The sequence below is a fragment of the Clostridium sp. DFI.5.61 genome (assembly GCF_024462915.1).
Classification (GTDB): domain Bacteria; phylum Bacillota; class Clostridia; order Oscillospirales; family Oscillospiraceae; genus Lawsonibacter; species Lawsonibacter asaccharolyticus.
In genome coordinates, this window is record NZ_JANGBZ010000019.1 from 13,791 (window position 1) to 30,998 (window position 17,208).

Here is a 17,208-nt window from a genome sequence, read left to right on the forward strand (position 1 = left end):
GCAAAAAATGCAGAGAATAGAGCAAAGAAGAGCGGCACAAAACCACTTTGATCTTGAAAAAAGGTTATGCTGACATCAGATGCCAGACCTCGGAAGGAGTAAGGCCCACGTATCTCTTAAAAACACAGTAAAAATAGTGAGCAGAAGAGTATCCAAGATCTGTGGCCAGATATTCCAGTTGAGGCAATTTTTTAGAGTTAGAGAAATATTCCAGCGCAACAAAAATGCGTTTTGTATGAAGCAAATCTAAAAAAGTAACGTGAAGATTTTGGGAGAGAACACGGGAGAGATAAGACGGGTTGATTTTAAGGGCGGAGGACAAATCGTGAAGACAAATTTTCTGGTAATGCTGTTCAATTTGCCGGATGGCATAGGAGCACAGGGCAGGATTTTTCCAGCGATCCAAGGATTCATGGGTTGATTCGATCATATGGCAGGTATCCTGAACCAGTTTTTCACAATGATGGAGCTGCGCTTTGGTGTAGTGATCATTCATCCAGATCAAGAGATGAGCGGCTTGGCCCAGGTGGAAGATACGCGCCCGGTATTGCTTTTTTATATAAAGCAGGATCAAATAGCGGAACAACATGGATTTGCTGGGAATGTCCTTCTTCAGAAGCAGATCCAGCCCTTTTGAGATCTGTTCTTGAAGCAGGGCGGCATATTGCTGAGAAAAAAACGGGTCTCCCTGATAATGGTCCAATGCACGCAGTATTTCATCAATATCATAAAAAAAGTTGTCATTCATGTTCTTCCTCGCTGTGAGGCGGTTCAGACTGAGAAGTGATTGGGTGCAGACTGAAGGCGTTTTGGACATGGAGAGAGATCAACCGGGTACCTTCTTCCTTGTCACGGTTGCAGATTGCCTGGAAAATGGCGGCATGCTCTTCGCAGGCAACATCCATGCGATTTGGACGGGAAATAGCATATTCTCGAAAAACAGAGGTGTACGACAGAAGGCGATCCATGATGTCTAAGAGCCAGATATTCCCGCTTGCACGGGCAATTTGGGAATGGAAACGAGAGTTGTATTTGTGAAGATGGTGGAAGTCTTTGCGCTTTGTATAAAAACTGATGAGAGCAATGGTTTCCTCCATATCGTTGAGGTCCTCTTTGCTGGCATGATCAATGCAGAGCATTAGGGCGAGATGGTGGATGCTGTCCAAAACGATGGCTAAATCGGTAATATCTTTTTCTGTCAGAGAACGGATCTTTGCTTTTCGTCCATGGTTGATTTCCAAAAGGCCATCATTGCTTAGCTGTAGCATAGCCTCCCGTATAGGGGTCCGGCTGATGTGAAGGAGTGCGGAGATCTCGGTCTCTGTGATCTCACTGGGAAACATGTTAAGTAGGATGGCATCTTTGAGGGCCGCATATGTAGCGTCCTTCAGTGTAGAATACTCCTTAGAATATGACTGAAATCGCTCTATAAAACCTGAATACTGCGCTTCTGGTTTCATAAAATCCACCTCTTTTTGTTAAGATGCCCCAGAGCTTGGCTATATTGTATCAGAAGATATTTCTGTTTACAAGTATTTTTTATGTAAAAAAATAGACATATTGTAAAGAAAGTAAAAAGACGGATGCTTTTTTCTGTGTTATGATGGCCCCATCAGAAGGAGGGGGGCCGAGTATATGAACAAAACTACGCAGTTGAAAAAACTATTGCTGCAGCGAAAAGCATTGCCCTGTCCCGGAGTATATGATGCATTAAGCGCGCGGATGGTGGAATACTGCGGATTTCAAGCATGTCAGATTTCCGGGTTTGGAGTTTCGGCATCTTCGTTGGGGATGACAGATGCCAGCTTTACCTCTTTGGAGGAAATCGTCCGGATCACATCCAATATTGTGCGGGCAGTAGATATTCCTGTCATGACGGATGCTGATACCGGCTATGGGAATGCAGTCAATGTCTGGTGGACGACAAAACGGCTGGAGGAGACCGGCGCAGCCGGTATGAACTTAGAAGATCAATGTTTCCCTAAACGCTGCGGCCATATGGCTGGGAAACAGCTTATCTCTTTGGAAGAGATGGTGGGCAAGATAAGAGCGGCAGTAGATGCCAAAAGAGACCCGGATTTTGTGATCAATGCCCGTACTGATGCAGCTTACGTATGCGGAATTGAGGAAGCAATCCGCCGCGGAAATGCATATTTGGAAGCTGGCGCTGACATGGTTTTTGTAGAATCCCCTGCTAGTGCAGAAGAAGTAAAGCGGGCTATTGAACAGATCAAGGGGCCGGTCAGCATCAACATGCTGGAAGGAGGCCGTACACCGATGTTGACTTTTGAAGAGCTGAGACAGCTTGGCGCTGCAAGGGTCAGCTGCCCCATGTTTACCTCGCTGATAGCTGCATATGCGTTGCAGAAGGGCTTGAGTTATCTGATGGAACACGGGACCAGTTCCGGCTTCGAGGAACACATGTCATTTGAGGCGTTCAAAGTATTTACAGATACTCCCTCTGTCCGCGCGATGGAAGAAAGGTACATTCCGAAAGATTGAATCAACAATAAATGAATAGAAGGAAAGAATATGCGTACTTCAGAACAATTTCGAAATATGATAAAGGCATCAGGGGTCATTCAGATCCCGGGCTGCTATGACTGTATTACAGCCACGATTGTGGAAAGAGCAGGATTTCCAGCCGCATATTTGACCGGATCTGGTATTTCCTTGACGCTCTCTGGTATTCCTGATCTCAATACGATCAGTTATCTAGAACTTCGGCAAGTGGTACAAAACATACGCAGTGCGATCCAAATCCCTATGCTGGTCGATATTGATACTGGATTTGGTGCACCTCTTAACCTCTACCGACTTACCAAAGAATTTGAACAGCTGGATATCGCGGCAGTCCAGATTGAGGATCAAAAGGTTCCCAAAAAATGCGGGCATGAGCTGGGGAGAAGACTTGTTCGGGACGAAGAAATGGTAAAGCGGATTCGTACCATCCATGAGAACCGGCTGGAAAACGGTCTCGTTATTGTTGCCCGCACAGATGCCCGTACAGTCGTAGGGCTGGATGAGGCGATTCGCCGGGGCAGACTGTATTTGGACGCAGGTGCAGATGTAATTTTTGTAGAGAGCCCAGAAAGCTATGAAGAGGTCAAAAAGATTGCATCCGAGATTAAAGGCCCTGTGCTCTTCAACAACGTAGAGGGAGGGCGCAGCCCATTCCTATCCAGACAGGAGCTGGAAGAGGCGGGGGTCAAGATGACGATCTATCCCAATGCCCAGACTAGGGTGGTCGCAAAAAAATGCATGGAGCTTCTCAATACGCTTCAACAGACCGGGACAACAGCAGGGATGGAAAATGAGATGCTTTCCCACAGAGAATTGTGGAGCATGTTTAACAGCGAGAAGTGGGTAGCAATCGAGAAAAAGTATATGCCGGATTAAACGATATGCCCGAAAGAAAACATCTTATTATAGAAAAGAAAGCGCAATATTGAGGACAGATGTCCCGTTCAGACAGCGTGCTGATAACACGGTCAGGTTGGATAAGGAGGATATGAGGTGTATAAAACGATCCAGACTACAACAGGACAATTTTCCATTCAAAAGCTGGAAAAGGTACTGATGCACGAGCATATCGTATTGGGCTATGCAGGGTGGTTTTATGATCCGCGCTGTGCAGAATTTGACCATGCGAAGGCAGAGGAAAAGACGCTGGACAGGCTGAAGCGCCTGCGAGACTACGGTGTAAATTTGGTGGTGGATCCCTGTCCAATCGAGCTGGGAAGAAATCCAGTGTTTATGCAGGAAATGTCAGTCAAGAGTGGAGTCCAAATCATGTGTTCGACAGGGTTTGATTTAGAGGCCCGCGGATATTTGTCGGCATTCCGGACCGCGACGGCGGAAGAGATTCGAGATATCTACCTCTATGAGATTGAAAATGGAATTGGCCCGGAGCGGATAAAGCCAGGGATCATTAAAGTTGCGACCGGATACGGACAGATTACAGATTATGAGGATCGGTGCATCCATGCGGCCTGTATGGCGAGTATTCAGTCTGGGCTTCCAATTATTACCCATACAGAGAAGGGGATGATGGGGCCCGAACAGGCTCGTGCTTTCAAGCGGTATGGAGTTGCGGCTGACCGGTGCTTGATCGGCCACTGCTGTGCAAATCCGGATCTTCGGTACCAGAAATCTATATTGGATGAAGGCGTATATGTCGGATTTGACCGCTTTGGAAACGAGTGGCACGGCGATGATTACTTCCGAATGGCTACATTGACTGCGTTAATTCATATGGGATATTCAGATCACCTTTTTATTGGCACGGACTCTGTGGCGTTTTTGTTAAAAGAACTTCCGGGAAATCGGAACTTTGAACATTGGGACCCGGTGCGCTTATTTGACACTATTATCCCTGAGCTTGAAAAACGGGGAGCAACAAAACAGGATATTCGGAATCTCGTAACTGAAAACGCAAAACGGTTTTTTACCGGGAATACCTCTCTAGGCCCACAAAAGCAAAGCAAACAATAAAATGAGGAGGAAAGACAAATGAAAAAGCAATTCACATTCATTCTTGCCCTTGCAATGCTGATGATTATGTTGGCGGGCTGTAGTGGGAATACGTCGCCAGGGACTTCTGGAGTGAGCTCCACCGGAACATCGGCAGTTACAGATGACAGCAATCCGTTGGGGCTGGATGAAAAGATCACCATCAGCTATTCTCATGTGCAGTCTACGTCGTCTCCAACTCATCTTGCGATGGAGGACTTTGGAAAATACCTGGAGCAGCAGTCCAACGGCTGGGTTACCTTAGAAATCTTCCCGGCTGGACAACTGTATAATGACGCCACTGAGATCGATGCAGTGGTGGGCGGAAATATTGATATGGTATCTACCTATATGAGCAAACTGACCAGTGTGGATACTGACACACAGTATTGTTTGGCTCCTTATCTGTTCAATGATGTGTATGAGATGGAATCGTTCTATACTTCTGAGTATGCACAGCCCCTCTATGAAAAAATCAATGCATTGGGACTGAAAGTAGTCGATGTGATGTTCGGAGGGGAACAGTACTTTATGAGCAATGGGGATTCCATCCGAAATATTGATGGATTCCAGGGGAAAAAGGTGCGGGAAGGCGGTGGAGCGATGACACAGGCGCTCTATGATGCGCTGGGTGCCTCGGTGACTACGGTCTCCTTTAATGAGCTTTACACGGCTATGCAGACAAAATTGGTGGATATTGCAGTGACCTCTATTGACTCCGCTGTAAATATCCAGCTACAGGAAGTGCTCGAGAGCGTTTCTGCTTACAAGATCCAATACGCTCCGTACCTCATTATGTTCAATCAAGCTGTCTGGGACTCCTATCCTGAGGCGTTGCAGAATGTAATCGAGGAAGGACTGGAAATGGCAAGGGAGAAGCAGCTGGAATACACAGACGAGACCTGTGCTGCCGCCATTGAACTGGTTAAGAGCAGCTGTGATTTTTACGAAGCGTCTGATGAGGAGATCGCAGAACTGAAGGCATTGTGGCAGCCGATCGTGGAAGAGTATGTCTCCAGCAAATGGATTGATGCCATTGCCGAATTTAGGGAAGCAAACCAATAAAATGGATTGGATATCTGCCGGGAGAATGTGGGCCTCCCGGCAGATATCTCCAAAAAATACGGAGGGCGTGAAGTTATGTGGAAGAGATTTCTTGCTGTCTACGAAAAAATAGAGGATATCATTGCCGGGATTGGACTTGTCTGTGGTGTAGGGATTATGTTTGTCGGCGTTGTGGCTCGCTATATCTTCCATCATCCCCTGACATTTGTGGATGAAATAGGCCCGATTTTTATCGTTTGGAGTACCCTGATCGGATATTCCATCGCATTACGGAAAGATGAGCACATAAAGATGGATATCCTGTATGCCGCGATTCGGAATGAAACATGGAAACGCGGGATAGAGTTTTTTGGTTATCTCTGTGGGGCTGTTTTCTCTTTCTTTATGATGCGATACGGATATCTTGCCATGATGATGCAGTATGAGATGGGCCGTGTGACGCAGATTTTGGAATTCCCCGTTTGGATTTCCTATCTGATTATTCCATTCAGCGGCGCGGTCCTAATCGTACGGTATATCGGATTGATGATTGCTCTGTTCAGAAACAAAGCAACTGACGATGTTGTGGAACAGAGAGGCGAAAGTTCGGGGGAATAAAAGATGGAAAATGTATGGATTCTTCTGGCGATATTTGTAGTACTCATGATGATGCATGTTCCCATTGCTGTTGCCATGGGTTTGTCCAGTCTGATCGGATTTATGATGATCGGCTACAATCTTACAACAGTTGGTTCACTTCTATATACTGCGGTAGCCAGTACCTCTATGATCACCATACCAGGGTATATTTTTGCGGGGGCGATTATGGCGAAAGGCGGGATTTCGAGACATCTGCTGAATGCTCTGAATGCTTGGATTGGACATGTTCCGGGGGGCGTGGCCATTGCGACCGTTCTTGCCTGTGCCATGTTTGCAGCGATCACAGGCTCTGCTTCCGCAACCATCGCAGCGGTCGGCGGGCTGATGATCCCTGCAATGATAGACTCCAATTATCAGAAGTCGTTTTCTATGGGGCTGGTAGCCAGTGCGGGATCTTTGGGAATCCTGATCCCCCCAAGCATCCCAATGATTCTCTATACGACGATAGCAGGAGTATCGGTATCAAAATTGTTCGCTGCTGGCATGCTTCCCGGGCTGATCGTGGTAGGTGTGTTCTCAATCTATATTGTTATCTTTAGTATTATTCATAAGCAGAGAGGCGGAGAAACAGAGCATACCGACCGCTGGAAAAAGACGCTGAAAGCTTTGCCGGCGATCCTTCTACCGGTTGCCATTTTAGGTTCCATTTATTCCGGAATTATGACGGCTACAGAGGCATCTGCGTTTGCTTGTGTCTATGCGGTTTTGGTATCCACGCTGATTTACCGGGAATATACATGGGGACAGTTCATTGAGACGATCAAGGAGGCTACGAAATCGACCGCTACAATTTTGTGGATCGTTACTGCGTGTTCGATGTTCTCCATGTTTTTGACTGCCACAAGAGTGCCGCATCAGATACTGGAGATTGTAGCGGCCTCCAACTTCTCGGCGATCCAAATGGTAGTCATATGCGCCCTAATCTTGATTTTTCTTGGCTGCTTTATGGATGGCGTCTCCATTATGCTGATTGCAGCTCCGCTGATGGTTCCGGTTGTGGGCGGGCTCGGGTATGATTTGATCCAGTTCGGAATTGTTATGACCATAGGAATCCAGGTCGGACAGTTGACGCCTCCCGTAGGGATCAATCTGTTTCAGGTGGCAGGAATGCAGAAGGAATCTGTTGCGTCCGTGATCCGGGGAGCTGTCCCGTTCCTTCTGCTGCTGATGGCGGTATGGGTGCTGGTCATTTTCTGTCCTGGGCTCACGGCAGTAGCTACGACTCTATTCACATAAGAGGAGAAAGGAGTATCACTTTGATCACGGTATATGCTCCGCTGGGGATGTTAGGGTATGGATTTCCGATGCGTTCTTTAAAAGCGGCGCTGGAACATGGATTCGATGTCATTGCGCTGGATGCGGGGTCGGTAGACCCGGGGCCTTATTATCTGGGGACGGGGAAAAGCTTTACATCGCGGACGATGGTCAAACGGGATCTGAAACTGATCGTCGAGGCAGGACAAACGGCACATGTTCCGATTTTGATTGGGACGGCGTGCGGTTCGGGAGCCACACCTCATCTGGATTGGGCCATGCGGATACTGGATGAAATCGTAGAGGAGCTGGATATCCACCCTAAGGTAGCGCGGATCGACGCAGAGCTGGACAAGCAGGAAGTCATTCAGGCGTTTCGCAACGGGAAAATAGAAAATTTCGAAACAAGAGATCGACTTTCGGAACAAGATATTGACGACTGCATTCATATCGTAGCCCAGATGGGGATACAACCTTATATGAAAGCGCTGGAAGGGGGAGCGGACATTATTGTAGGCGGACGAGCCTATGACGCAGCTGTAATTGCGGCCTATCCCATTTGGAAGGGCGAGGACCCCGGCCTGAGCTACCATATGGGGAAGATCATCGAGTGCGGCACAGCGGTGGCACTGCCTCGGGAATCAGATGGTATGCTGGGGGTCATCGATGGAGATTCGTTTATCGTGACGCCTGCTGATCCCGAAAAGATTTGCAAGCCCGATACGGTAGCAGCCCATACACTTTATGAAAGAAGCACGCCCATTACCACCGAGTTTCCAGGGGGAGGCCTGGATATGAGCCAAAGCAGCTTTATAGGTGAAAATGGAGGGCGAAGTGTTCGGATAAGAGGGACAAAATTTGTGGAACCCGCTCGGCTCACGCTGAAGCTGGAAGGTGTGCGGCGGACTGGATATCGAACAATCTGCCTTGCGGGGATTCGGGACCCTTTTGTGATCGAGCATCTTTCTGAGGTGGAGGAAAAGGTACGGGCCAAAATAAAACGGGACCTGCCGCAATTTGAGGCGGAAAAAGCGTACAAGATTCTGTTCCGGCATTATGGGGCAGGGGAGATTATGAAGGAACGCGACCCAGAGACTTGGACGCCGAAGGAGATCGGATTGGTGATTGAGGTGCTCTCTCAGGAACAGGAAACTGCCGACACTGTCTGCGCACTTGCCCGATCAGCCATTCTGCATATGGGATTTGTGGGCCGCCGAGCAAACAGCGGAAACCTGGCATTTTTGTACACACCGGCCGAATTTCCCGCTCCGCCATGTTACGAGTTCGCCCTCTACCATTTGATGGTGGTAGAGGATCTGGTAAAACCATTTCCGATCACTTGGATTCAGAAATAGGTGAGGAGATATCATGAAGCTATTCAATGCCGATGCAATTGTCCGCAGCAAGGATGCGGGCCCTTTCCGATTTACATTGGATGTCATTTTCAATGATCGGAATCAATTTGAGGCAATGAAAGATTCCGGAATATGGAATAGAGAGTATCTTTGTAAACTGTGCCGTATCCCAGACTCAGAGGTCGATGAGTGCCTGTGCTACGAACCGGCCATGGCCTTCAAATTTACCTATCAGCGGCCTGTGTCTTCGGGCGCTTTTGGAGATAATGATATCTACGGATCTCAACAGCATGTTCCCCTGTATGAGATCGAATTTTAAGCAGGGAGGAGTGCTTGTCATGTATATGAAGGAGCCTGAAAAATGTTACAGATATAATGATGCGGAAGATGCTGATTTCACAAAAATTGTTGACCCAAAACATACTGCGCTGCTGATGATAGACATGCAAAATGATTTTTGTTCCCCAAAAGGAAAATTTGCACAGGCGGGGCGGGCTGCAGACAGCATCATTGAAATTGTTCCAGCTTGCAGGAAGCTTCTGGAAGCCGCCAGACAGGCCAATGTATTCGTCGTTCACATTCAGCAAAGTACGCTGCCGGGGGAGCAGAGTGATAACGGAGGCTGGATAGCATTTAAGACGAGAGATGGGAAAGCGCCCACCTATGCAACGGTAAATACATGGGGATGGCAGCATATTGAGGAACTGGCGCCCTATTGTGACGGAGAAAATGGCAGCTGCTATGAACCAATTATCACAAAATATCGGCCAGATGCATTTTTGAATACAAGTCTCGATTTGATTTTGCGGGCCAATCATATAAAGAGCGTAGTGTGTTGCGGCTGTACCACAGAGGGCTGCGTTTTGGCCACCGTCATGGGGGCTGCGTTCCATAACTACTATACCTGCGTCGCGGAGGATGCGGTAGCCACATCTGTGGATGGGGCTCATGAGCGGGCAATTTGGTTGATGAAAAAACGCTATCTGGTTCGGACCGTTGAAAAAATCTTGAGCTGCTGGCAGGCGTGACAGAAGACCAGCTGGATGCCCCAGGAAGTAAGAGCATTTCTTGAAAAATGCTTGTTGAAAATTGAAGCGGTGCAGCTTTTGCTGCGCCGCTTCGGCTTATGTGGATCACTTAGCACAAAAGGGGCTAAGTATAGCGTTTGGAGGAACAGAGAGAAATGCCCAAGTTATCCAGCTATACCTTCACAAAAGCGCATCAGGATCACGGGCATCTGGACGCTGGTGGTGGAACTGGCAGGCGTCAAGAAAGTGATGCTGGTGCCATTGATCAGAGCTTTGGCATCGGTCCATTGCGAAGAGGGGAGGGCGTGGTGCAACTGGATAGATCCGTGCTGGACGAGTATCATACCCCTTGTTATGGGGGCAGCGCAAGGCCAGCTGCGCACAAATGAGCGGGCTGTAGGGAGCCAAATGGGCATTATCCACTCAGAGACCACGCCATTTGCCGCCGCACAGTTTACTGCGGAGGCAAACCAATCTGCTGGAGCTGCATCCGCAAATTTAACAGAAGAGGATAAAGTAGGACAGCCCTCCAAAGCGTAAGTGCTTTGAACTGCCTGAGCCCAGGTGAAGACCGCGTCCGGAGCAAGCAAGTCAGAGGAAACACCGGTCATTAGACTATTTTCTGCTGTCTAGATCACAGTGTCATAGTACCAAGCTGTCCGGGCTGCATCGGCAGAAACGGGCCAAATGGTTCCAGCACTGGCTCGTGAGTACTCAGTTGGATGTCTCCTTCCTGGCTGAAGATGGCGTTGGGGAACAGCGGTACTCGGGCGAAGCGGCCACTGATCTGCGGTCTGATCCCTTCCGCGTCCAAAGTTCTCAGCTCAGTGTGTGATAGGACGCTTCTATAATTTTCACTGCGTTTTCAATTCCCGGTTTTCCGCTGTCGATGCAGAGGTAATAATTTTCTGCGACTCCAAATGCCTGACCGGTATCATGCTTCAGGTAAGGGGCGCAGTTTTTATCTGCGGAATCCAGCAGCTTTTCCGCCTGTGCCGCAGGGACACCGTAGCCCTCCTCCACCCGCTTCAGTCGGATGTTCGGGGCTGTGCAAATGAAGAGATTCAGCAGATCTTCGTATCCCTCCAAAACACGGTTCGCGCCCCGGCCCACGATGGTGTACGAGCCCTCCAGCTCTTGGATCGTCCAGACCTGAGCCGGATAGATTTGGTCATCCAATGGCATAACCCAGCTCCCGGCGCTTGTTTGATACAGAGTGGAGAGAAGCCAATCCTTCCGGTTCTCCGCCCGTTCAAAGAGATCCGGGGGGATGCCGAAAAAGGAATGTTGAGCCTATCCACTGATTCCGCACCGATTTGTCGGACACCGCTCCCAAATTGACGGCTGATTGTGATGATAGAGGGGCTCACAGCTCGTCCGCTCCTTTCGGCGTGCCGCGCATACTTGCCGATGAGATCCGTTTCATAGATCCGATCGAAAGCATACAGACTAAGATAGTCAAAATGTCGGCTGCTGGTTGGGAAAAGTAGATCCCTGTGACCCCAAACAATTTTGGCAGGGTCAAAATAAAGGGCACATAGAATAGTCCCTGACGAATCGTAGACAGGAACAGGCCATATCCGGAGGCTCCGATGGTCTGATAAGTAATGGTCATCATGTAGCACAGTCCAAAAGCGGGATAGAGCGCCACTTGGGAGACCAGCAGCCATCTGCCGTAGTCCACGATGACCGGGTTTTGATTGAACAGCAGAATCAGCGGCCGGGACAGCAGGATATAGACCACCGCCACCAGCACGGTTAGCAGCAAAGAGGCTTTTAGGGCGAAACGAACCGACTGATGAAACCGATCCTCGTCTCTGGCGCCAAAAGCAAAGGAGGCCACTGGCTGATAGCCTTGCATGAAGCCCATGACCACATAGCAGCCGATGAGGACCAGCCGTTGGACCACACCGTAGGCGGCAATGATGTTGTCCGCGTCCGGCAGAGGGACTGCGGCGATGTTGGTGAGGGAGGAGGCCACCGACAGGCAGATTTGGATGACAGCTGTGGGGATGCCGATGACGGTGACGGTCTTGATGAGTTTCCAACTGGGGTGGAAGGAGCGCAGGCGCAGCTTGATGACGGAGCGCCCACTGAGATAGAACCAGGCCAGGATAAAGAAGGTGACGAACTGAGAGATGGTGGTGGCCAGGGAGGCCCCCTCCACCCCCATGCCCAGGCCCCAGTCAAACATGAATACAGGGTCCAGCACCACATTCAAAAGGGCCCCGGTGATGACGGCGATGGAAGAGATCTTCACGGAGGACTCTGCCCGTGCCGCGCAGTTCATGCTCTGGGCAGGCAGATTGGCCAGGGCCGCCACAAACATCCAGAAGGCGTAGTCCTTGGCCAGAGGGAGGGAGGCGTCAGAGGCGCCGAACACCCGCATCAGCGGCTCGATAAATGCAATGCCGCCCACGCACAGCACCACGCCGATGACGATGGACAGGCCGATGATGGTGGTGACAGTGCGGCTGGCACCCTCCTCGTCCTTAGCCCCCAGATGCCGCCCCGCCAGTACAGCGGCTCCGGCGGCGAAGATGTTTTCGATGGACACCATAATGAGAAGCAGCGGCACGGTGACGCCCACCGCTGTCAAAGCAATATCAGAATCCAGCATCCCGATGTAGGCAGTGTCCACGATGTTGTAGACTGCCTTCGCCAGCAAGGCCAGTGTAGCGGGAAGGGCGAGCTTGATGATGGCTTTCGGGGGATTTATATCTCCCAAAATAGAAGTTGAATTTTGTTTAGTAGCCATATCTATCCCCCCTTTCGGTGACGCCGTAGAGCAGGACAGTCAACAGCCGGCGGCACTGGGCATCCCGAAGAGCAAAGCACTTCCTGGCAGGCATGGAAGATGCTTGCGCCTGCGCATTGATAAAGTCCTGAAACTGCCGGAATAGGTCCACCACTTCCTCCATGGTAATGTCCGTACGCAGCGGAAGCTGGCGCAGTAGGTGCTTCAAAGTGGATATGGTCAAGGCGTCAAACGCCTTCCGACGTGCTTGGATCTGTTCGAACAGCCGGGCGGGAGGAGAGATGACTGCTTCGCAGAAGATGGGTTGATAGACCGGATTCTCCTGAAAAAAGGTCATGCGGGCAGTAAAATACCGCCCCAGCTGGTCCTCCACAGAGCCGTCGTCCTCCTCCGGCAGAGCAGCGCTGAGATGGGCGGTGAGGCGCTGAAAGCACTCCTCCACACAGGCCAGATATAATTCGTCCTTGTTCTCAAAATAGTGGTAGATGATCCCTTTGGAAATTCCTTGGGCGGCACAGATGGTGTTTACCGAACTGCCGCCGTGACCCTTTTCCGCAAATTCCGCCAGTGCGCTGTCCATAATCCTACGCTGGGTCTGTTGATTTTTTTCTTCCCGTTTCATAGGTTTGCCTCCGAAATAATTGACCACAAGGTCTATTTTTGAATTATAGCATAAATAGACCTTGTGGTCAATATTGTGCATGTAAACTTTTGTGTGAGACTGGTAGATGAACCGACGTAAAGATAGCTTGCGTTTTGAAAGAAGAAACATGAAAAGGACCCTGCATCCACAGTTACGGATGTAGGGGAAGGGAATATCTATGCCGCATTGGCCGGTGGCATTCAGTTTTCTGATCAGTAAATTTTTGCATTGATGCAGATGATGCTTTAGCTGCCGCGATTTTCTTTGATGATAGACTTCGATATTTTTCTTTCCTTATAACAGAGTCCCTCTGATACAGGAAAGCACCCTGCATCAGAGGGATATTTTGTTACGATCTAGGTTTACTGGACCGGTTCGGTGGATACGGATAGTCCTTTCAAATCAAAGATTGTACAGCAATTATGCATTTGCGTTAGATATGCTGCGCCGGATCTGAAGTAACAAGAGAACCAAGCTTACTCCCAGAAGGATGTGTCCGATGCCAGCCATACCGGAGATAGCAGCGTCCATGCCGGAAGAAAGAGCGGTTCCTAGTACCTGAGTCACTCCACGCACCATGAGCATCACAGCGGTCAAATTCAGACCTGCATGATAAACCACCAGGATCCGATCTGTCTTCGGACTGGTGAAAGAAAAATTCTTTTCCAGAAGAAGGAGCAGCAAGAGAACGATCATACCGAGTATGAAATAATGCGTATGTACCACCTCCAGAGTGGTTTTCTTAACAAATCCATGGATCTTGGTAAATTCCCGATAAAATACCCCGCCGACCAGTGAGAGGACGGCATATAGCAGAGCCTCATTCAAATAGCGTTTCATTTGTATTCCTCCTGATTTGAATTTTCAGTTTTATTTTGAACTGCAGCAGAAAAAACGGTGCCCTTACAAAGTTCTGGCCGAACAATAACCCAGCAAGAAGCAGGGACGCCCCTAGTCCGGAATAAAAAGACTGCGATGAAACGCTCTGATGCCAGACCGCTTGCCTGTAGGCCAATGCCGCCGGTCATCATCACAGCTTCGAGTTCTCTGCGGTTTGTTTGATTTGAAGCGATGAAAATTTGGTGACTCCCTGCCGGTAAGGATAAAGTCAAAACTGCATCTAGATTAATATCTTGAAACAGACTCAAAAGAAGGGCCGTCTCTTTGCTCGAACCAGGAAAATTACTTCATTTATATATGAACTGTAACATATTTGTGAATTGATTGTAAAAATGCTTGGACACCAATTGACAGAACATTGTTTTCGCAATATGCTACTACACAGATAGTTTAATAATAAACTGTCTGCAATAAAAATGAGGAGACTATTTCACTATGGAAGCGTATGATCGATCCTCGCAAGATGTATGCAGTGAATTGAAAACGGAACCACGATCGGGGTTGACCTCCACCCATGCTGAGGAGATATTGACCCAAGTAGGGGAGAACCGCTTGAAGGCAAAGAGAAAGCAAACCGTTGTTGAACGATTCTTCAGCCAGTTCAAAGATGCCATGATTCTCATCCTGCTGGCTGCAGCGGCTATCTCCTTCTATGTAGCATTGCAGGGCAGCGATCCAACGGAGTTTTTTGAGCCGGCTCTGATCCTGCTCATTGTCATTTTGAATGCCATCATGGGTACGGTTCAGGAGAGCAAGGCAGAAAGATCACTGGAAGCACTTCAAAATATGTCTGCTCCCCATGCGCGAGTGCGTCGTGATGGACAGGAATCCATCATTGATGCCAGCAAACTGGTGCCCGGGGATATCGTTTTGATCGAAGCGGGCGATTACATTCCCGCAGATGGGCGCCTGATCTCGGCTTTCAATCTGAAGGTGGAGGAGTCTGCTCTTACTGGTGAATCCGTTCCGGTTGAGAAGGACGCTCAGGCTGTGGTGGCCTCCAGTGCGCCTCTGGGAGACCGGCTGAACATGGTCTACTCCGGATGCAGCGTGACCTACGGCCATGGTGAAGCAGTTGTGACAGCTACTGGCATGAACACCGAGATGGGCCATATTGCCGGGATCCTGAACAACGAGAAACAGACTCAGACACCTCTGCAGAAAAAGCTGGCCCAGCTTGGGCGGATGCTGGGTGTTCTGGCGATCATCATCTGCGCAGTGATTTTTGCGATCGGTCTGGCCAGTGGCATGGAGCTGATGGAGATCTTCATGGTATCGATCTCTCTGGCGGTTTCTGCCATCCCAGAGGGCCTTCCCGCTATCGTTACCATCGTGCTGTCCATCGGTGTTACCCGGCTGGCCAAGCGCAATGCCATCATTCGAAAACTCCCCGCTGTAGAGACACTGGGCGGTGCTTCGGTGATCTGCTCAGATAAAACAGGTACTCTGACCCAAAACCGTATGACCCTCATTCAGGGCTACTGTGTCCAAGGTGATCTCAGAGAAGATATCTCTTCCGCCAACACGCCTGAGATCCAGACTCTGCTCAAACTTGGGACCCTGTGTTGTGACGGCATAGTCACCATTCAAGATGGGAAAGAAGTGGATATCGGCGACCCAACGGAAACCTGTATCGTTGCTGCCGCTCTGAAAAATGGCTTTTGTAAAGACGACTTGAACAAGGCGTGCCCCCGTGTAGCTGAGGTCCCCTTCGATTCCGACCGTAAGCTCATGAGTGTGGTCTGTCGGATTAGTGGCAAATTAGTTGTCATTACCAAGGGCGGTTTCGACACCCTAGCCTCACGCTGCACTGACGGCTTGACGGAGAAGGCCGCCAACGTGGTAGAGGAGATGAGTCGGCAGGCTCTACGTGTGTTGGCGGTGGCCTGTAAGGTCATTGATGAGGTGCCGGAAGAAGTCACTTCGGAAACTTTGGAGCACGATCTGACACTGATCGGACTGGTCGGCATGATCGATCCGCCTCGTGAAGAGGCCAAGCAGGCGGTGGCTGTTTGCCGTCAGGCAGGTATCAAGCCGATAATGATCACTGGAGATCATGTGCTCACTGCGTCCGCTATTGCCCAGCAGCTCGGCATCATGGAGCCTGGTGACCGGGCTGTGACTGGAAGTGAGCTGGCCAAGCTGAGCGAGGAAGAGCTGGATCAGCAGATTGAAGATATCGCAGTTTATGCCCGTGTGTCTCCAGAGGATAAAATAAGGATCGTCAAGGGCTGGCAACGCAGAGACGCGATCGTAGCCATGACGGGTGACGGTGTCAATGATGCCCCCGCTTTGAAGGCAGCAGATATTGGCTGCGCGATGGGGATCACTGGTACTGATGTTGCCAAGGGCGCCTCTGATATGACGCTGATGGACGATAACTTTGCCACTATCGTTTCTGCTGTTCGAGAGGGTCGAGGTATTTATGACAATATTAAAAAGGCGGTCGCGTTCCTTCTGGGTACCAATATTGGCGAGGTGCTGGTCACTTTTATTGCCATGCTGCTTTGGAATCAGGCCCCCTTCCTGTCCATGCAGCTGCTGTGGATCAATCTAGTCACTGACTCTCTGCCTGCTATTGCCCTGGGAATGGAGGCCATCGACCCCAATGTGATGGACCGTCAGCCAAAGCCCAAAAAGGAAGGGATTTTCGCCAACGGGCTTGGAATTCAAGTTGTTTTGCAGGGTGTCATGTTTGCGATCCTGTCACTGATCGGATTCCGTGTTGGCAGTCAGGTCACCGGTGCCATTGAAGGTGGCCGAACCATGGCTTTCCTTGTGCTGGCCTTTGCGCAGATCCTGCATGCGTACAATATGCGCTCCCATAAATCGCTGTTTAAGACCGGACTATTTACTAACAAATATCTGAATCTAGCCAGCCTTGTTTCCACTGCTTTGATGTGCTTGGTGCTTTTTGTTCCTCCGATCGCCTCCGTGTTTGGCCTCATCCGTCTTCCTATGAAGCTGTATATGCTGGGCTTTGGGCTGGCGGTCGTTCCCGTGGTCGTACTGGAGATCGTCAAGGCGTTTGGGCTGGTGAAACATCATAAGTGA

18 protein-coding genes are annotated in these 17,208 nt (G+C 49.6%); 11 read left to right on the top strand and 7 right to left on the bottom strand.

All coding sequences use genetic code 11. The features are described 5' to 3' along the window. Positions 1-64 precede the first annotated feature (64 nt). Together NE584_RS10575 and NE584_RS10580 are read right to left on the bottom strand one after the other, a co-directional pair. Positions 65-748, bottom strand: coding sequence for an AraC family transcriptional regulator (locus tag NE584_RS10575; RefSeq protein ID WP_157954644.1), 684 nt, complete (start codon positions 746-748; stop codon positions 65-67). After that, complete coding sequence (locus NE584_RS10580; protein WP_108979666.1) at positions 741-1,460, bottom strand: GntR family transcriptional regulator; 720 nt, start codon at positions 1,458-1,460, stop codon at positions 741-743. Before NE584_RS10580 ends, NE584_RS10575 begins: the two co-directional genes overlap by 8 nt. A 175-nt stretch (positions 1,461-1,635) precedes the next feature. Between NE584_RS10580 and NE584_RS10585 the strand changes: the two genes are divergently transcribed. The 10 genes from NE584_RS10585 to NE584_RS10630 all read left to right on the top strand — a co-directional run bounded on the left by NE584_RS10585 (position 1,636) and on the right by NE584_RS10630 (position 10,393). Then, positions 1,636-2,502, top strand: a complete 867-nt coding sequence (locus NE584_RS10585) for an oxaloacetate decarboxylase (RefSeq protein WP_256182753.1) — start codon at positions 1,636-1,638, stop codon at positions 2,500-2,502. A 30-nt stretch (positions 2,503-2,532) separates the two neighbouring features. Further along, entirely contained in the window at positions 2,533-3,399 is an 867-nt protein-coding gene (locus tag NE584_RS10590; RefSeq protein ID WP_108979664.1) for an oxaloacetate decarboxylase, read from the top strand. A gap of 117 nt (positions 3,400-3,516) precedes the next feature. Further along, positions 3,517-4,494 (top strand): hypothetical protein, encoded by a 978-nt coding sequence (locus NE584_RS10595; protein ID WP_256182754.1) that lies wholly within the window; start codon positions 3,517-3,519, stop codon positions 4,492-4,494. Positions 4,495-4,512: 18 nt separating this feature from the next. Next, positions 4,513-5,577: a TRAP transporter substrate-binding protein gene (locus tag NE584_RS10600; protein WP_108979662.1), complete on the top strand. Its 1,065-nt coding sequence runs from the start codon at positions 4,513-4,515 to the stop codon at positions 5,575-5,577. A 75-nt stretch (positions 5,578-5,652) separates the two neighbouring features. Then, positions 5,653-6,174 (top strand): TRAP transporter small permease, encoded by a 522-nt coding sequence (locus NE584_RS10605; RefSeq protein WP_108979661.1) that lies wholly within the window; start codon positions 5,653-5,655, stop codon positions 6,172-6,174. 3 nt (positions 6,175-6,177) lie between these two features. Next, positions 6,178-7,452: a TRAP transporter large permease gene (locus tag NE584_RS10610; protein WP_256182755.1), complete on the top strand. Its 1,275-nt coding sequence runs from the start codon at positions 6,178-6,180 to the stop codon at positions 7,450-7,452. Positions 7,453-7,472: 20 nt separating this feature from the next. Continuing rightward, positions 7,473-8,825: an acyclic terpene utilization AtuA family protein gene (locus NE584_RS10615; protein ID WP_157954643.1), complete on the top strand. Its 1,353-nt coding sequence runs from the start codon at positions 7,473-7,475 to the stop codon at positions 8,823-8,825. A 13-nt stretch (positions 8,826-8,838) separates the two neighbouring features. After that, positions 8,839-9,144 carry a DUF4387 domain-containing protein gene (locus NE584_RS10620; protein WP_108979658.1) on the top strand — a complete coding sequence of 102 codons (306 nt, stop codon included), beginning with the start codon at positions 8,839-8,841 and terminating at the stop codon, positions 9,142-9,144. 19 nt (positions 9,145-9,163) lie between these two features. Continuing rightward, positions 9,164-9,853 (top strand): cysteine hydrolase family protein, encoded by a 690-nt coding sequence (locus NE584_RS10625; RefSeq protein WP_157954642.1) that lies wholly within the window; start codon positions 9,164-9,166, stop codon positions 9,851-9,853. Positions 9,854-9,868: 15 nt separating this feature from the next. Then, complete coding sequence (locus NE584_RS10630; protein WP_256182756.1) at positions 9,869-10,393, top strand: hypothetical protein; 525 nt, start codon at positions 9,869-9,871, stop codon at positions 10,391-10,393. Positions 10,394-10,672: 279 nt separating this feature from the next. Here the strand turns inward: NE584_RS10630 and NE584_RS10635 are convergent, their stop codons facing one another. The 5 genes from NE584_RS10635 to NE584_RS10655 form a co-directional block, all read right to left on the bottom strand. Next, positions 10,673-11,125, bottom strand: a complete 453-nt coding sequence (locus tag NE584_RS10635) for a cytidylate kinase family protein (RefSeq protein ID WP_256182774.1) — start codon at positions 11,123-11,125, stop codon at positions 10,673-10,675. 94 nt (positions 11,126-11,219) lie between these two features. Beyond that, the gene (locus tag NE584_RS10640) at positions 11,220-12,611 is read right to left on the bottom strand and encodes an MATE family efflux transporter (RefSeq protein ID WP_256182757.1); all 1,392 of its coding nucleotides are present in this window, start codon (positions 12,609-12,611) and stop codon (positions 11,220-11,222) included. Continuing rightward, on the bottom strand, positions 12,601-13,233 hold the full coding sequence (locus NE584_RS10645) for a TetR/AcrR family transcriptional regulator (protein ID WP_256182758.1): 633 nt from the start codon (positions 13,231-13,233) through the stop codon (positions 12,601-12,603). The genes NE584_RS10640 and NE584_RS10645 overlap by 11 nt, the downstream gene beginning before the upstream one ends. A gap of 441 nt (positions 13,234-13,674) precedes the next feature. Further along, entirely contained in the window at positions 13,675-14,094 is a 420-nt protein-coding gene (locus NE584_RS10650) for a DUF2871 domain-containing protein (protein ID WP_256182759.1), read from the bottom strand. Continuing rightward, positions 14,091-14,402 (bottom strand): hypothetical protein, encoded by a 312-nt coding sequence (locus tag NE584_RS10655; RefSeq protein ID WP_256182760.1) that lies wholly within the window; start codon positions 14,400-14,402, stop codon positions 14,091-14,093. The genes NE584_RS10650 and NE584_RS10655 overlap by 4 nt, the downstream gene beginning before the upstream one ends. Before the next feature lie 187 nt (positions 14,403-14,589). Between NE584_RS10655 and NE584_RS10660 the strand changes: the two genes are divergently transcribed. Next, the gene (locus NE584_RS10660) at positions 14,590-17,208 is read left to right on the top strand and encodes a cation-translocating P-type ATPase (RefSeq protein WP_108979652.1); all 2,619 of its coding nucleotides are present in this window, start codon (positions 14,590-14,592) and stop codon (positions 17,206-17,208) included.